Consider the following 16,253-nt stretch of genomic DNA (forward strand, 5'->3'; position numbering starts at 1 on the left):
CGCGCCGCCTCTGGCCGGCGCGCGCGTGCGCCAAGGCTTCTGCGAGTCCTGTTCCGCCACGTCCCGGGCACACATCGTGGCCAGGACGCGCTCAGGGCTCCAAGCGTGACCGCGCCGTCACCGGTGTAGGTTGCCAGACACGGACCGTTACTCGTGAAACCTAGGGGTGGGCCTTGACCTTCCGGAACCCCGGCGCGGGTCGGGCGATGCGATTGCCCCGCCGGCCGCGGCTTCTCATTCCCGTCGCGATCACACTGATCGCGATCGTGATCTTGTTCTTCGTGTTCGCCGGCTTCTTCACCGACTGGCTGTGGTACGACTCCGTCGGCTACACCTCGGTCTTCTCCACCACGGTGATCACCCAGATCCTGTTGTTCGTCATCGGCGCCCTCATCATGGCCGTCATCGTCGGCGGCAACATGGTCATCGCCTACCGCTCGCGCCCCCTGTTCGGCATGGGCATGTTCGGCGGCGGCCCCTCGCAGGGGGCGGACCGCTACCGCGCCGCCCTCGACCCCCACCGCAAGCTGATCTTCATCGCCGGCATGGCGGTCCTCGCCCTGTTCACCGGCTCCTCGACCGCGGGCCAGTGGAAGACCTGGCTACTCTTCGTGAACGCGACGCCGTTCGGCAGGACCGACCCCGAGTTCGGCATGGACGTCTCGTTCTTCATGTTCACCTACCCCTTCATCCGGGTCCTGCTGAACTTCCTGTTCACCGCGGTCATCATCTCGGTCGTCGTCTCCGCGATCGTCCACTACCTGTACGGCGGCTTCCGCCTCCAGTCGCCCGGCGTGCACGCCACCCGCGCGGCCCGCGTCCACCTGTCGGTCCTGGTCGGCCTGTTCGTCCTGCTCAAGGCCGTCGCCTACTTCGTCGACCGCTTCGGCCTGGTGTTCTCCGACCGGGGCAAGGTGTTCGGCGCCTCCTACACCGACGTCAACGCCGTGCTCCCCGCCAAGAGCATCCTCGCGATCATCGCGCTCATCTGCGCCCTGCTCTTCTTCGCGGGCGTCTTCCGCCCGGGCGGCATGCTGCCGGGCGTGGGCTTCGGCCTCCTCGTGCTCTCGGCCGTCCTGGTCGGCGGCGTCTACCCCGCGCTGGTCGAGCAGTTCCAGGTCAAGCCGAACCAGCAGAGCAAAGAGCACGACTACATCGCCCGCAACATCAAGGCGACCCGGGACGCCTACGGCATAGCCACCACCGAGGTCACGCCGTACAGCGCCAAGACGCAGGGCACCCAGCAGGAACTGCAGAGCGAGGTCGCCACCATCCCCGGCGTGCGCCTGCTCGACCCGACCGTGCTGCCGCCCACCTACGAGCAACTCCAGCAGATCAAGGGCTACTACCAGTTCCCCGACCAGCTCGACGTCGACCGCTACACCATCGACGGCGTGTCCCGTGACACGGTGGTCGCCGTCCGCGAGATCGGCACCCCGCCGGACCGCAACTGGATCAACGAGCACCTCGTCTACACCCACGGCTTCGGCTTCGTCGCCGGCCAGGGAAGCAAGACCGACGCCCAGGGCAAGCCGGACTTCCTCGTGAAGGACATCCCGCCCACCAAGGGCCTCGGCGACTTCGAGCCGCGCATCTACTTCGGCGAGCACTCCCCGCAGTACTCGATCGTCGGCGGCGACAAGAAGATGGAGCTCGACTTCCCCGAGCAGACCGCCGGCGGGCAGGGCAGCGGGCAGGTCAACACCACCTACACCGGCAAGGGCGGCGTCCCGATCGGCAACTTCTTCACCCGCCTGCTCTACGCCGCCAAGTACAGCGAGACCAACCTGCTCCTGTCGTCCGACATCAACGACAAGTCCCGCATCCTCTACAACCGCGCCCCGCGCCAGCGCGTCGAGCAGGTCGCCCCGTTCCTCACCCTGGACGGCGACCCGTACCCGGCGATCGTCGGCGGGCGCGTCGTGTGGATCGTGGACGGCTACACCATGTCGGACAGCTACCCCTACGCCGAGCGGCGCAGCTTCGGCGAGATGACCCGCGACACCTCCACCGAGCGCCAGCTCACGCCGCAGCAGCCGCGCGACCACATCAACTACATCCGCAACTCGGTCAAGGCCACGGTCGACGCCTACGACGGCACGGTCACGCTGTACGCCTGGGACGACACCGACCCCCTGCTGCGCACCTGGCAGAAGGCGTTCCCCGGCGTGATCCAGCCGAAGTCGAAGATCGACACCGAGCTGATGGCCCACCTGCGCTACCCCGAGGACCTTTTCAAGGTGCAGCGCGACCTGCTCGGCAACTACCACGTCACCGACGCCAACGCCTTCTACGGCGGCCAGGACTTCTGGAAGGTGCCGGAGGACCCGTCCCCCCGGTCGAGGGTCAAGCAGGCCCCGTACTACGTGACGATGAAGATGCCGAACGACACCACTCCGCGCTTCTCGCTCACGACCACGATGGTGCCGAACAACCGGGACAACCTGGCGGCGTTCATGGCGGTGGACGCGACCGGCGGGCCGGACGCGAAGATCCGCGTCCTGCAACTGCCGAGCGAGACCACCATCCAGGGCCCCAAACAGGCGCAGAACGCTTTCGACACCAAGGCCGCGAGCGTCCTGAACGACCTGCGCATCGGTGGCACCACGGAGACCGTGAACGGCAACCTGCTCACGCTGCCGTTCGGCGGCGGCCTGCTGTACGTCCAGCCGGTCTACGTCCAGCCGAAGGACGAGAACTCCGCCCGCTATCCCACCCTGTTCCGGGTGCTCGTCATGTTCGGCTCGGACGTCGGCATCGGCGGCACGCTCAAGGACGCGCTGGACCAGGTCTTCGGCGCCGGGCAACAGGTCCCGACCACCCCGAACCAGCAGACCCCCAACCAGCCGTCCGGGGTCCCGACGGACGCCATGAAGGCGTACGACAACGTCCAGAAGGCGTACGACGACGGCCAGGCCGCCCTCAAGAACGGCGACTTCGCCGCCTACGGCGAGGCGCAGAAACGGCTCGCCCAGGCCCTGAAGGACCTCCAGTCGACCCTCGGCAAGCAGCAGGCGTCTCCGGCGCCCACATCCTCGCCGACGCCCACACCGACCTCGTCGGCGGCGGCCGCGCCCACCGCGACGCCCACGCCGACCCCGACGAAGTCCGGGTCCTAACGAGCGGCCCGGGCCGGCGGAGCCTCCGCCGGCCCGGGCGCCGTGATTTGCCTCCGCTGTTCCCTGCCGATAGGCTCTGTTGTGCAAGCCGACGCGGGGTGGAGCAGCTCGGTAGCTCGCTGGGCTCATAACCCAGAGGTCGCAGGTTCAAATCCTGCCCCCGCTACCAAGGAAGGCCCGGTCCATCAGGACCGGGCCTTCGTCGTGTTCCCGGCCTTCAGACCAGGCTCCCGCCCTGCGCCACGAACATCACCATGTCGATCAGGGCCACCGCGACCGTCACCGCGAGCGCGGCCTGCCGTACCGACCGGCGTGCCGCGATCAGCCCGCCCGCCAGCGCCACCCCCACGGCCACCAGACCGGCCACCGTGATCGCGCCGCCCCGGTCCTCGGGCGCCAGCGCGATCACCACCGAGGCCGCCACCAGCAGCGTCGCCGCCCCCACCCTGGCAGCCGCGGGCCCGAGACGGTGCGGCAGCCCGCGCACCCCCTGGCCGAGATCGTCGTCCAGGTCGGGGATGACGTTGGTGAAGTGCGCGCCCATGCCCAGCAGCGCGCCCGCCACCGGCGCCCACCACGCCGGCCACGGCCGGTCCGGCAGGCCCAGCGTCACGAACGCGGGCAGCAGCCCGAACGCCACCGCGAACGGCAACGGCGACAATCCACTCCTCTTCAGCCGCAGGTTGTACGCCCACCCGCACGCCACCGCGACCAGATGCACCACCCCGGCCAGGACGCCCGCCGCCAGGGACAGCGGCACGCACAGCGCCAGGGCCGCGAACGCCGCCAGCGCCACCGTCCGCGGCGCCACCGATCCGTCGGCGAGCGGCTTGTCGGCCCGCAGCGAGGCGCGGTCCCGGACGCGGTCGATCCAGTCGTTGCTCCACCCGATCGACAACTGCCCGGCGAGCACGGCGGCCCCCACCACCAGCGTCCCCGCGCCCCCCCTGCCGACCACGATCGCGAGCGCGCACCCCGCCGCCGTGACGACGAGCGTGGGGCCCGGATGGCATGCCTTCATCAGCGCGAGCATGTGATCAGACTCGTCCACGCACCCGCGTCCGCGCAACGATCACACGGTCGCCGCCGGGACTCGAACCCATGAGCGAAAGACTGTCGGACCGCTCGGATATCGTGCGGATATGCGGATCGCGGTGACGGCGGACGCGGCCGGCGGCGTCCTGCGACCCATGGGAGCCGAGCTCAGGCGCGTCGACGATCTCGCGCGCGCCATGACCGATCTGGAGCGCTCCGCCCGGCCCCGCTGGGTCTGGGCCGACACCCGCGCCGTCTACCCCGGCCTGCTCGCCAAGGGCCTGCGCCTGGCCCGCTGCCACGACCTCACGCTCACCGAGGCCCTCCTGCTCGCCCACGAGGGCCGCTACGGCGAGCCCAGATCCGCCGAGGCCGCGTACGCCCGGCTGCACGGCCTCCCGGTCCCCGACGACACGTCCGGCGCCCACGCCGTCCAGGACACCCTCTTCGAGCCCGAGCCTCCCGCGATCGACCCGGTCGAGATCTACGAGGATCAGCTGAAGAGAATCGAGGCCACCCTCGACCCGGCCCGCTTCCGCCTCCTCGTCGCCGCCGAGTCCGCGGGCGCCCTCATCGCCGCCGAGATGAGCCACGAGGGCATGCCCTGGCGCGAGGACGTCCACGACCGGCTCCTCACCGAGTTGCTCGGCCCCCGCCCCGTCCACGGCATGCGCCCCGCCAAGCTCCAGGCTCTCGCCGACCAGATCTCCGCCGCCTTCGGCGTCACCGTCAACCCCGACTCCCCGCAACAGATACTCAAAGCGTTCAAATCCGCCGGCGTCAGCGTCGCCTCGACCCGCTCCCACGAGCTCAAACAGGTCGACCACCCCGCGGTCGCGCCCCTCCTGGCGTACAAGGAGCTCGTCCGGCTGCACAGCTTCCACGGCTGGGCCTGGGCCCACCAATGGGTGCGCGGCGACCGGTTCCGACCCGAGTACGTCGTCGCCGGTGTCGTGTCCGGCCGCTGGGCCACCAGCGGGGGAGGCGCCCTGCAGATTCCCAAGGTCATGCGCCGCGTGGTCGTCGCCGACGAGGGGTGGCGCCTGGTCGTGGCGGACGCCGCCCAGCTCGAACCCCGCGTGCTCGCCGCCATGGCCGGCGACCGCGGTTTCGCGCGCGCGGCCGGCGAGATCGACCTCTACACCGCCCTGGCCCAGGCGTTCGGCGGCGCCCGCGAGAACGCCAAGATCGCCATGCTCTCCGCGATGTACGGCGGCACGAGCGGCGACGCCCCCAAGCTGCTCGCCATGATGCGCCAGCGCTTCCCCCGCGCCTACGCCTTCGTCGAGGACGCCGCCAAGGCGGGGGAGGACGGCCGCCTCGTCCGCTCCTGGCTCGGCCGCACCAGCCCGCCACCGTCCGCCCGATGGCTGGCCCTCGTCTCCGGGCCCGAGGGCGCCAGGGCCGCGCGCGACCGTGGCCGCTTCACCCGCAATTTCGTCGTCCAGGCCACCGCGGCCGAATGGGCGCTCACGCTCATGGCGCTGCTGCGCGGGCTGCTGCCCGACCCCGCCAGACTGGTCTTCTTCCAGCACGACGAGGTCATGGTGCACTGCCCGCGAGAGCTCGCCGAAGAGGTCTCCGCGGCCGTCACCCGGGCGGCCGAGCAAGCCACCCGCCTCCTGTTCGGCGAGACGCCCGTGCGCATCCCCATGCAGGCCGTCGCGGTCTCCTGCTACGCGGACGCCAAGTGAGGTTCGGGAGGTCACCGGGCGCCGCGAACGCTCCGGGTGCGGAAGGCTCAGGTCGTGGCCCTGATCAGCAGCGTCGACTTCCTGATCGCCCACCCGACCAGGGAGACGCTGAAGACGGCCTGAACGATCCGCAACCATCCGGAGGTGCTCGTGGCGGCGAACACCACCACGCCCAGCCAGAGAAGGCCGAACACGGCTACCAGCGTGACGGCGGCCCAGTTCAGCCCTCGTTTCCACATGCGGGAAGTCTTCCAGGACGACCCTCATGTCCCGGCAAAGCCGTCATCTCGACACGTGAGATGGCTCCACCGGATTGACCGGGTCCCGTCAGCGAGGCAGGCGGCGGCCGGCTCCGGCGCACCGGCGCAGACGCGCGCTGGTCCTTGGACGGGCCTGCGGCTTGTCCTCGAAGAGGCCGAGCATCAACTCCGCGGTCCGGGCGTCGGAGAGGATGCGCGACACCTCTTCTTCGCCGGAGGGGAGCTGCCCCCTCTTGTCCAGCTCGTGCCGCAGGAACGTCAGCGGATCGATGTCACCCACCGCCTGCGAGGCCATGGTCGCCCGGGCGGCGGTGAGAAGGTTCAAGTAGCGGGCACGAAGGGTCGCTTCGCGCAGGCGCGCCTGCTCAAGATCGTCCAGCAAGGTGCGGGCGAGCTGCAGCAGATCGTCGCAGTCCCCCTCCTCGGCCGCGATGTGAGCGCGGATGTCGTCGAACTCCGACCGCGTCATGATGACCACCTCCACGGGCGGGCTCCAGGCATCGGGGTTGATGCATGCGGAGCCCCGCACCCTCTTCGTAACGGTTGGCGATTGCGGATGACTTGCCGACCGGTTGCCCATGCGCGGATCGCCTGCATTTGGGATGGCTGAGAGGGGTCAAAGGTTTACCTGCCATCAAAGTGGCGTCGGGCACTCCTGGGATGCTGCTAGAGTTTTCCCTCGTTGGGCGGCGATCAGGCCCCGAAAGATCCAAAAAATCTTCAGGGACGCCGGCCTGCCCAGCTCCCCTCTGACGTCCGGTTCCTCCGGTTAGGCGTGCTTTGGTTGCTCCTGCCCGGATGTCCTGGTAAGTTCGAGGGGTTGCCCTGGAGACAGGGTGTTATACTTTAGCAAGTCCAGACGCATCGGGTCGAGTCACTTGATTTGGTCCAAGCATCTGAAACTGGTAAAGTAGAAAACGAGATGGAAGCCCCGGAGTTCGGGTCCTGGTCGCAGGGTTCGGGTGATGGTGTACGCGTCCGTTTCTTGAGAACTCAACAGTGTGTTAAAAGCCAGTGCATGAATCATGCATGATCCTCCGTCTGCCATGCCTCTGGGTGTGGTGGTGGATGGTTCCTTTGGTTGACGCCTGCCTTGTGTGGTGGGTGTCTGCCGGGATTTTTTCCAGACATTGTTTGGAGAGTTTGATCCTGGCTCAGGACGAACGCTGGCGGCGTGCTTAACACATGCAAGTCGAGCGGAAAGGCCCTTCGGGGTACTCGAGCGGCGAACGGGTGAGTAACACGTGAGTAACCTGCCCTCAACTTCGGGATAAGCCTGGGAAACCGGGTCTAATACCGGATAGGACCTGGTCTGGCATCGGACTTCAGGTGGAAAGTTTTTTCGGTTGGGGATGGGCTCGCGGCCTATCAGCTTGTTGGTGGGGTAGTGGCCTACCAAGGCGACGACGGGTAGCCGGCCTGAGAGGGCGACCGGCCACACTGGGACTGAGACACGGCCCAGACTCCTACGGGAGGCAGCAGTGGGGAATATTGCGCAATGGGCGGAAGCCTGACGCAGCGACGCCGCGTGGGGGATGACGGCCTTCGGGTTGTAAACCTCTTTCAGCAGGGACGAAGTTGACGTGTACCTGCACAAGAAGCGCCGGCTAACTACGTGCCAGCAGCCGCGGTAATACGTAGGGCGCGAGCGTTGTCCGGAATTATTGGGCGTAAAGAGCTCGTAGGTGGCTTGTCGCGTCTGCCGTGAAAGCCCATGGCTTAACTGTGGGTCTGCGGTGGATACGGGCTGGCTAGAGGTAGGTAGGGGCAAGCGGAATTCCTGGTGTAGCGGTGAAATGCGCAGATATCAGGAGGAACACCGGTGGCGAAGGCGGCTTGCTGGGCCTTACCTGACGCTGAGGAGCGAAAGCGTGGGGAGCGAACAGGATTAGATACCCTGGTAGTCCACGCTGTAAACGTTGGGCGCTAGGTGTGGGGTCCTTCCACGGGTCCCGTGCCGTAGCTAACGCATTAAGCGCCCCGCCTGGGGAGTACGGCCGCAAGGCTAAAACTCAAAGGAATTGACGGGGGCCCGCACAAGCGGCGGAGCATGTTGCTTAATTCGACGCAACGCGAAGAACCTTACCAAGGCTTGACATCGCCTGGAAAGCTCTGGAGACAGGGCCCTCCTTTGGACTGGGTGACAGGTGGTGCATGGCTGTCGTCAGCTCGTGTCGTGAGATGTTGGGTTAAGTCCCGCAACGAGCGCAACCCTTGTTCCATGTTGCCAGCGCGCCCTTCGGGGTGGCGGGGACTCATGGGAGACTGCCGGGGTCAACTCGGAGGAAGGTGGGGATGACGTCAAGTCATCATGCCCCTTATGTCTTGGGCTGCAAACATGCTACAATGGTCGGTACAGAGGGTTGCGAGGCCGTGAGGCGGAGCGAATCCCTAAAAGCCGATCTCAGTTCGGATTGGGGTCTGCAACTCGACCCCATGAAGTCGGAGTCGCTAGTAATCGCAGATCAGCAATGCTGCGGTGAATACGTTCCCGGGCCTTGTACACACCGCCCGTCACGTCACGAAAGTCGGCAACACCCGAAGCCCGTGGCCCAACCCGCAAGGGGGGGAGCGGTCGAAGGTGGGGCTGGCGATTGGGACGAAGTCGTAACAAGGTAGCCGTACCGGAAGGTGCGGCTGGATCACCTCCTTTCTAAGGAGCACCGGCTCTACCACCCGCATGAGCGCGGGAGGCCATGATCTCCGATCAGCCTCCACGAGCTCGGGTGTGAGAGTCCATGGCTGCGGTCACAGGCGAACGTCCTGTGCGTGGCCGGCTCATTAGTGGAGCACTGGCTACTCAACCAGACCCGTTCATCCGGGACCTGCCAGTACTGCCTGCTTCTTCGGAAGCGGGTTCAGGACCGCGGGGTACGGGGCCGGGGTTGGTTGGACACACTGTTGGGTCCTGAGGGAACGGGCCGTTTGCGCGGGGCCGCTGGGGTGACCGGATTTCGTCTGGTCGCGGTGGCGGTCTCGTTGCTTGTGCGGTGGTTGTTCTTCTCGGTCGGGACCGGTCTTCTGTCATACCGGCTCACGTGTCCGGCGTTTGGTTCTTCTCCTTCTGTTGTGGGGGGTTGGGCTGCTGGGTGGTGTGGGTGTTTGGTGGCGGGTTGGGCTGGTGGTCTCGTTTGTTGTTTGTGAATTGCATAGTGGACGCGAGCATCTTTGTGGCCAAGTTTTTTAGGGCACACGGTGGATGCCTTGGCATCAGGAGCCGATGAAGGACGTGGGAGGCTGCGTTAAGCCTCGGGGAGTCGCCAACCAGACGTTGATCCGGGGATGTCCGAATGGGGAAACCTGGCACCAGTCATGTGGTGTCGCCGCCGTCTGAATGTATAGGGCGGTTGGTGGTAACGCGGGGAAGTGAAACATCTCAGTACCCGTAGGAAGAGAAAACAAAATGTGATTCCGTGAGTAGTGGTGAGCGAAAGCGGATGAGGCTAAACCATGCGCGTGTGATAGCCGGCAGGTGTTGCGTGTGTGGGGTTGTGGGACCTTCGTGGGAGGGCTGCCGTTCTCCCGAGGAGTGATAAACCGTTGCGATAGCCGAAGCCTCTGGGAAGGGGCGCCGTAGACCGTGAGAGCCGGGTAGGTGAAATCGTGTCGGCTTCTTGAGGGGATCCCAAGTAGCACGGGGCCCGAGAAATCCTGTGTGAATCTGCCAGGACCACCTGGTAAGCCTGAATACTCCCTGATGACCGATAGTGCACGAGTACCGTGAGGGAAAGGTGAAAAGCACCCCGGTGAGGGGTCGTGAAATAGTACCTGAAACCGTGTGCCTACAAGCCGTAGGAGCGTAACCGTCCTTCGGGATGGTTGTGATGTGACTGCGTGCCTTTTGAAGAATGAGCCTGCGAGTCATGGTGTGTGGCGAGGTTAACCCGTGTGGGGGAGCCGTAGCGAAAGCGAGTCTGAATAGGGCGTTTGTAGTCGCATGCTGTGGACCCGAAGCGGAGTGATCTACGCATGGGCAGGTTGAAGCGCGGGTAAGACCGTGTGGAGGACCGAACCCACCAGGGTTGAAAACCTGGGGGATGATCTGTGTGTAGGGGTGAAAGGCCAATCAAACTCCGTGATAGCTGGTTCTCCCCGAAATGCATTTAGGTGCAGCGTTGCGTGTTTCTTGCCGGAGGTAGAGCACTGGATGGCTGATGGGCCTTACCGGGTTACTGACGTCAGCCAAACTCCGAATGCCGGTAAGTGAGAGCGTGGCAGTGAGACTGCGGGGGATAAGCTCCGTGGTCGAGAGGGAAACAGCCCAGACCACCGACTAAGGCCCCTAAGGGTGTGCTAAGTGGGAAAGGATGTGGAGTCGCAGTGACAACCAGGAGGTTGGCTTAGAAGCAGCCACCCTTGAAAGAGTGCGTAATAGCTCACTGGTCAAGTGATTCCGCGCCGACAATGTAGCGGGGCTCAAGTACGCCGCCGAAGTCGTGGCACTCACACGTGTAGCCCGGTGCGGCTTTGTCGCATCCAGGTGTGTGGGTGGGTAGGGGAGCGTCGTGCAGCCGGTGAAGCGGTGGGGTGACCCAATCGTGGAGGCTGTGCGAGTGAGAATGCAGGCATGAGTAGCGAATCAGAAGTGAGAAACTTCTGCGCCGGATGACCAAGGGTTCCTGGGCTAGGTTAATCCGCCCAGGGTAAGTCGGGACCTAAGGCGAGGCCGACAGGCGTAGTCGATGGACAACGGGTTGATATTCCCGTACCCGCGGGCACGCGCCCATATCGAATCCAGTGATACTAAGGGTCCTTAACCCCTCACGCCCTTCGGGGTGTGGGTGAGGGTGAACGCCTGGCCTGATCTGGTAGTAGGTAAGCGATGGGGTGACGCAGGAGGGTAGCCCATCCCAGGCGATGGTTGTTCCTGGGGTAAGCATGTAGGGAGGAGCGTAGGCAAATCCGCGCTCTATTATCCTGAGATGTGATGCCGAGCCGATTGTGGTGAAGTGGGTGATCCCATGCTGCCGAGAAAAGCCTCTAGTGAGTGTGCCGGCGGCCCGTACCCTAAACCGACTCAGGTGGTCAGGTAGAGAATACCGAGGCGATCGGGTGAACTGTGGTTAAGGAACTCGGCAAATTGCCCCCGTAACTTCGGGAGAAGGGGGGCCTTCGCTGGTGATGGACCGTGCGTCCGGAGCTGGTGGGGGTCGCAGTGGCCAGGGGGAAGCGACTGTTTACTAAAAACACAGGTCCGTGCGAAGTCGTAAGACGATGTATACGGACTGACGCCTGCCCGGTGCCGGAACGTTAAGGGGACCGCTTAGCTTGTGGTAACGCAGGCGAAGGTGAGAACTTAAGCGCCGGTAAACGGCGGTGGTAACTATAACCATCCTAAGGTAGCGAAATTCCTTGTCGGGTAAGTTCCGACCTGCACGAATGGCGTAACGACTTCCCCGCTGTCTCAACCGCAGACCCGGCGAAATTGCACTACGAGTAAAGATGCTCGTTACGCGCAGCAGGACGGAAAGACCCCGGGACCTTCACTACAGCTTGACATTGGTGTTTGGGACGGCTTGTGTAGGATAGGTGGGAGACGGTGAAGCTGTCACGCTAGTGGTGGTGGAGTCATTGGTGAAATACCACTCTGGTCGTTTTGGATGTCTAACCCGCGCCCGTGGATCCGGGTGGGGGACAGTGTCTGGTGGGTAGTTTAACTGGGGCGGTTGCCTCCTAAAGGGTAACGGAGGCGCCCAAAGGTTCCCTCAGCCTGGTTGGCAATCAGGTGGCGAGTGTAAGTGCACAAGGGAGCTTGACTGTGAGACCGACGGGTCGAGCAGGAGCGAAAGCTGGGACTAGTGATCCGGCGGTGGCTTGTGGAAGCGCCGTCGCTCAACGGCTAAAAGGTACCCCGGGGATAACAGGCTGATCTTCCCCAAGAGTCCATATCGACGGGATGGTTTGGCACCTCGATGTCGGCTCGTCGCATCCTGGGGCTGGAGTAGGTCCCAAGGGTTGGGCTGTTCGCCCATTAAAGCGGTACGCGAGCTGGGTTTAGAACGTCGCGAGACAGTTCGGTCCCTATCCGCTGCGCGCGCAGGAGACTTGAAGGGGGCTGTCCCTAGTACGAGAGGACCGGGACGGACGAACCTCTGGTGTGCCAGTTGTTCTGCCAAGGGCATGGCTGGTTGGCTACGTTCGGGAGGGATAACCGCTGAAGGCATCTAAGCGGGAAGCCTGCCTTGAGATGAGGTCTCCCACCCCTGTGAGGGGGGTAAGGCTCCCAGGTGACGACTGGGTTGATAGGCCGGGTGTGGAAGCATCGTAAGGTGTGGAGCTGACCGGTACTAATAGGCCGAGGACTTGACCACAAAGCAACAACACCCGCTGCTGTGCGGGTGGTGCTCGCGTCCACTGTGTGATCTCAGAGACATCAAACCTGAGACCCACACCAACCAACAGGCATCGTACAGGTGTGTTGGTGGGTGGTGTGCTCGGTTGGTTGTTTCACGGGGTTACGGCGGTTTTAGCGGAAGGGAAACACCCGGTTACATTCCGAACCCGGAAGTTAAGCTTTCCAGCGCCGATGGTACTGCACCGGGGACGGTGTGGGAGAGTAGGACACCGCCGGACAATCTTTGAAGTGAATGCAAGGTAGGGCCATCCAGGAGCTTCGTGCTCCACGGGTGGCCCTTCCTGCATTTCGGGCACTTTTCTTCTTCGTGTCCTGCATTTCCAGGACTTTTTCGCCCGTATTCCTGCGTGCCCGGGGGGTGTCTCCAGGGCTTTCGTGCGCTCCAGAACTTTTCCATTCGTGCGTCCGTCCCTGCCGCAAACTCCGGGACCTCTCTCCTTCGCCACGTGGGGTCTCTTTAAGGCGCCGCGTCGGCGGGACGCAGGTCGGTGAATCCCGGCGCCTACTACGGCGGCCTGCCAACCCGTGCCCGCGACGACCGCCAGCTTGTCGCGAGAGCGAGAACGCCGAGGCACGCGCGGAAACGGCCTCACCTCCGGCTCGGACTGTGCTTCCCGGGCGCTGACGCGCCTTCCCTCGCACCGCGTACCGCAGAACGGCGGCCGGTCGGCCGCCGTCATGGGCGCCGGGCTCCACCGACCTGCACCCCGCCGACGCGGCGCTGAACAGACGCTCGTATCCGGGCGGAAAGAGTGCGGAGACGTTCGGAGGCATGAGTCAAGGATGGCAACGGAGGGAGCGCCGGACCCTGAGAACGGAGGGAGCGCCGGACTCTGAGAGGTGAATGCGGGGCTGCGCCGGGGAAATGGGCCTCGCCTCCGGCTCGGGCTGTGTTTCTCAGGCGCTGACGCGCACACCCGATCGGAGCGGACGCGCGGCAAGAAACCCCGGTGACCTTCAAGCGTCCCTGCCACGAACTCCGGGACCTCTCCTCCGCCACGAGGGTCTTCATCGAAGGCGCCGCGTCGGCGGGACGCAGGTCGGCGAATCCCAGCGCCTACAACGGCGGCCCACCCGCCCCCACCCATCCCTCCCGCGACGGCCGCCGACCTGTCACGAAAACGAGAACGCCGAGGCACGCCGCAGAATGGGCCTCGCCTCCGGCTCAGACTATGTTCCCCAGGCGCTGACGCGCCTTCCCCTCGCACCGCGTACCGCAGAACGCGGCCGGTCGGCCGCTGTCATGGGCGCCGGACTCCGCCGACCTGCACCCCACCGACGCGGCGCTGAACAGAAGCTCGCATCCGAACGGAAAGAGCGCGCACGGAACGGAAAGAGCGCGGAGATGCTCGGAGGCATGCGCGCCAAGCGGGCAGTGGAGGGGACGTCGGACTCCAGGGCCCGTACATGCCGGGCTGCTGGGGAAATGCCGGGCTGCGCTCGAAAAAGGGCCTCGCCTTCGGCTCGGACTGTGTTCACCAGGCGCTGACGCGCGCTTCCTCTCGCACCGCGTACTGCGGGAAGGCCGCTGGCTGGGCGCCGTTGTAGGCGCCGGGCTCCGCCGACCTGCACCCCGCCGACGCGGCGCTTGAGAGAAGCCCTGCATCCGGGCGGAAGCGGAAAGAGCACTGAGAGGTTCGAGGCATGCGCCGGGGCGATAGCAGCGGGGGGAACGCTGGCCTCTTGGAGAGGCACATGCGGGGTTGCGGCGGGGAACGGGTCGCGCCGGGAAGCCAGTGTGCGCTGGGAAGCCGGGGTGCGCTGGGAAGCCGGGGTGCGCTGGGAAGCCGGGGTGCGCTGGGAAATGGGCCTCGGCTTCGGTTTGGGGGTGCTTGACCTTGACACGGTGACAAGGTCTTCACTGGGGGCTAGGAGGTGGGTGTGATGGGCATGGTGGGACAGGATGCGGATGTGGTTCGGGCTTTTCAGGGATTGGAGGATGGTAGTTCTTCGGTGCGGTTGCGGGTGGCGATGGCGGTTGGTAGTGGGCCTGATCCGCGGTTTGTCGACAAGCTCATCGAGCGGTGCGCGGTCGAGCCGGAGTTCTATGTGCGGGACATGCTGACGTGGGCGCTCACTCGCCATCCGGCATCGCTGACGGTGCCGGCGCTTCTGAAGGAAGTTCGCTCGGAGCGTGCGCAGGCGCGGAGCCAGGCGTTGCACACGCTGTCGAAGATCGGGGATCGGCAGGCGTGGCCGGCGATCACACGGGCGCTGCTGTCCGACGCCGACGACGAGGTGGCGCGGAGCGCTTGGCGGGCGGCGGTCGTGCTCGTGCCCGAAGGCGAAGAGGCCGAGCTGGCGGCCGTGTTGGCGGCGCAGCTCGGGCGCGGCGGGCGTGAGACGCAGCTGAGCCTGAGCCGGGCGCTGGTCGCGCTCGGCGAGGTGATCGTGCCGGTGCTGCACGGTGCGAGGGAGGATCCCGACCCTCGGGTGCGGGCGCACGCGATCGCCACGGAACAGTTGTTGAGCGACCCGGATGCCGGGTTCGGGTACGCGATCGAGGAGGCGAAGCGCATCGTGGCCCTCGGCGGCGCCGGCAAGGAGGAGTGATGGGCAGTGTTGATCGGTGATGTGGCACGGCGATCCGGGGTCAGCGCCCGCATGCTCAGGCATTACGACGCGCTCGGCCTGGTGCGGCCAACGGGGCGTACCGAGGGCGGCTATCGCGAGTACTCCGGCGAGGACATCCGGCGGATCTTCCACATCGAGAGCCTGCGGTCGCTGGGGCTGTCGCTGCGTGACGTCGGGCGCGCGCTCGATGATCCCGACTTCACGCCCGCAGAGCTCGTCGACGACCTCATCCGCCGGACACGCGAACGCATCGCCGCCGAGACGGAGCTGCTCACACGACTGCGTCGGATCGGCGCCGCGGAACCCGAGGGCTGGCAGGACGTCCTGCAGATCGTCGCGCTCATGCAGGCGTTGGGGTCGAAGAGCGCAGGCAAGCGCCAGCGCGCGGCCTTGTCCTCGGTCGAAGAGGTCGCGGTGCCGGTGGAGGCACTGGTCGAGGCGGCGCTGAGCGAGTCGGACCCGAACGTCGCCGGAGCCCTCCGATGGGCCCTGGCGCAATCGGGCGATGACGCGTTGGCGCTGCTGGCGGAGGGCCTCGGCTCGCCGGCGGCCGAGGTGCGCAAGCGTGCCGTCCAGTCCATCGCCGAGATCTCGGACGGTGAGTCGACCGCGCTGTTGCGGGACGCCCTGACGAGCACCGACATCGTGGTCCGCAGGTATGCGGCTCTGGCACTCGGGGCGCGTGGAGTGGCCGAGGCGGTGCCGACGCTCATCGATATGGTCGTCGAGGGGATCAATGACGTCGATGCGGCCGATGCGTTGAGCGCGCTGGCGAGTCGTCCCGCGTCGGCGGATCGGATCGCCAGCGCGCTCGTCGATCGCCTCGCCCACGGCACCGTTGAATCGTCGGTTCGTCGACGGCTGACACAGGCGCTCGCGGACATCCCGGGAACCACAGCGTCACGCGCCCTCGCTGATCTGTCACATGACGAAGATCGTGCCGTTGCGCTCACTGCGGCGTACATCCTCCGGATCCGTGAGGCGCGATAACGGCACGCGTCCTCGCTGATCTGTCACATGACGAAGATCGTGCCGCTGCGCTTGCCGCGGCGTACATCCTCCGGATCCGTGGCGCGCGATAACGGATCGCGTTTTCGCTTGGCCTCGTGCCCGACCGTCGGCTCCCGGAAGAATTGGTGGAACTCCCGGGTCCGCATCCCATGGCACTCGATCGCCCGCCTCGGCCAGGTGTGCTGAGAGAACAGGCTGGCGTCGC

The 16,253-nt window shown here is 65.7% G+C and carries 7 protein-coding genes, 1 tRNA gene and 3 rRNA genes; 8 read left to right on the top strand and 3 right to left on the bottom strand.

What is annotated here, in order from left to right; all coding sequences use genetic code 11:
* The first annotated feature begins 206 nt into the window (after positions 1–206).
* Positions 207–3,119: a UPF0182 family membrane protein gene (locus BJ982_RS13270; RefSeq protein ID WP_184879993.1), complete on the top strand. Its 2,913-nt coding sequence runs from the start codon at positions 207–209 to the stop codon at positions 3,117–3,119.
* A 92-nt stretch (positions 3,120–3,211) separates the two neighbouring features.
* A tRNA-Met gene (locus BJ982_RS13275) sits at positions 3,212–3,288 on the top strand.
* Positions 3,289–3,336: 48 nt separating this feature from the next.
* On the opposite strand, the gene BJ982_RS13280 is transcribed toward BJ982_RS13275, so the two are convergent.
* Complete coding sequence (locus BJ982_RS13280; protein ID WP_203959491.1) at positions 3,337–4,170, bottom strand: UbiA family prenyltransferase; 834 nt, start codon at positions 4,168–4,170, stop codon at positions 3,337–3,339.
* Between the two features lie 91 nt (positions 4,171–4,261).
* Between BJ982_RS13280 and BJ982_RS13285 the strand changes: the two genes are divergently transcribed.
* Positions 4,262–5,848 carry a bifunctional 3'-5' exonuclease/DNA polymerase gene (locus BJ982_RS13285; protein ID WP_184879995.1) on the top strand — a complete coding sequence of 529 codons (1,587 nt, stop codon included), beginning with the start codon at positions 4,262–4,264 and terminating at the stop codon, positions 5,846–5,848.
* 47 nt (positions 5,849–5,895) lie between these two features.
* On the opposite strand, the gene BJ982_RS13290 is transcribed toward BJ982_RS13285, so the two are convergent.
* Together BJ982_RS13290 and BJ982_RS13295 are read right to left on the bottom strand one after the other, a co-directional pair.
* The gene (locus BJ982_RS13290; protein ID WP_184879997.1) at positions 5,896–6,087 is read right to left on the bottom strand and encodes a hypothetical protein; all 192 of its coding nucleotides are present in this window, start codon (positions 6,085–6,087) and stop codon (positions 5,896–5,898) included.
* Positions 6,088–6,175: 88 nt separating this feature from the next.
* Positions 6,176–6,577 carry a hypothetical protein gene (locus BJ982_RS13295; protein WP_184879999.1) on the bottom strand — a complete coding sequence of 134 codons (402 nt, stop codon included), beginning with the start codon at positions 6,575–6,577 and terminating at the stop codon, positions 6,176–6,178.
* Between the two features lie 662 nt (positions 6,578–7,239).
* Here BJ982_RS13295 and BJ982_RS13300 point away from each other — a divergent pair.
* The 5 genes from BJ982_RS13300 to BJ982_RS13320 all read left to right on the top strand — a co-directional run bounded on the left by BJ982_RS13300 (position 7,240) and on the right by BJ982_RS13320 (position 16,027).
* A 16S ribosomal RNA gene (locus BJ982_RS13300) occupies positions 7,240–8,761 on the top strand.
* 519 nt (positions 8,762–9,280) lie between these two features.
* Positions 9,281–12,419 (top strand): 23S ribosomal RNA (locus tag BJ982_RS13305).
* A 145-nt stretch (positions 12,420–12,564) separates the two neighbouring features.
* Positions 12,565–12,681: ribosomal RNA gene (gene rrf / locus BJ982_RS13310) — 5S ribosomal RNA — on the top strand.
* The 16S, 23S and 5S rRNA genes sit together here, the layout of an rRNA operon.
* Positions 12,682–14,347: 1,666 nt before the next feature.
* Positions 14,348–15,016, top strand: a complete 669-nt coding sequence (locus BJ982_RS13315) for a HEAT repeat domain-containing protein (protein ID WP_184888797.1) — start codon at positions 14,348–14,350, stop codon at positions 15,014–15,016.
* A gap of 6 nt (positions 15,017–15,022) precedes the next feature.
* Positions 15,023–16,027, top strand: coding sequence for a HEAT repeat domain-containing protein (locus BJ982_RS13320; protein WP_184880001.1), 1,005 nt, complete (start codon positions 15,023–15,025; stop codon positions 16,025–16,027).
* Positions 16,028–16,253: the final 226 nt, after the last annotated feature.

The sequence above is a fragment of the Sphaerisporangium siamense genome (genome assembly GCF_014205275.1).
Taxonomy (GTDB): Bacteria; Actinomycetota; Actinomycetes; order Streptosporangiales; family Streptosporangiaceae; genus Sphaerisporangium; species Sphaerisporangium siamense.

What these genes read in the sequence shown, in the direction of transcription:
- BJ982_RS13270 (WP_184879993.1), top strand. Translation starts at nt 207, where the DNA reads ATGCGATTGCCCCGCCGGCCGCGGCTTCTCATTCCCGTCGCGATCACA.
- BJ982_RS13285 (WP_184879995.1), top strand. Translation starts at nt 4,262, where the DNA reads ATGCGGATCGCGGTGACGGCGGACGCGGCCGGCGGCGTCCTGCGACCC.
- BJ982_RS13290 (WP_184879997.1), bottom strand. Translation starts at nt 6,087, where the DNA reads ATGTGGAAACGAGGGCTGAACTGGGCCGCCGTCACGCTGGTAGCCGTG.
- BJ982_RS13295 (WP_184879999.1), bottom strand. Translation starts at nt 6,577, where the DNA reads ATGACGCGGTCGGAGTTCGACGACATCCGCGCTCACATCGCGGCCGAG.
- BJ982_RS13315 (WP_184888797.1), top strand. Translation starts at nt 14,348, where the DNA reads ATGGGCATGGTGGGACAGGATGCGGATGTGGTTCGGGCTTTTCAGGGA.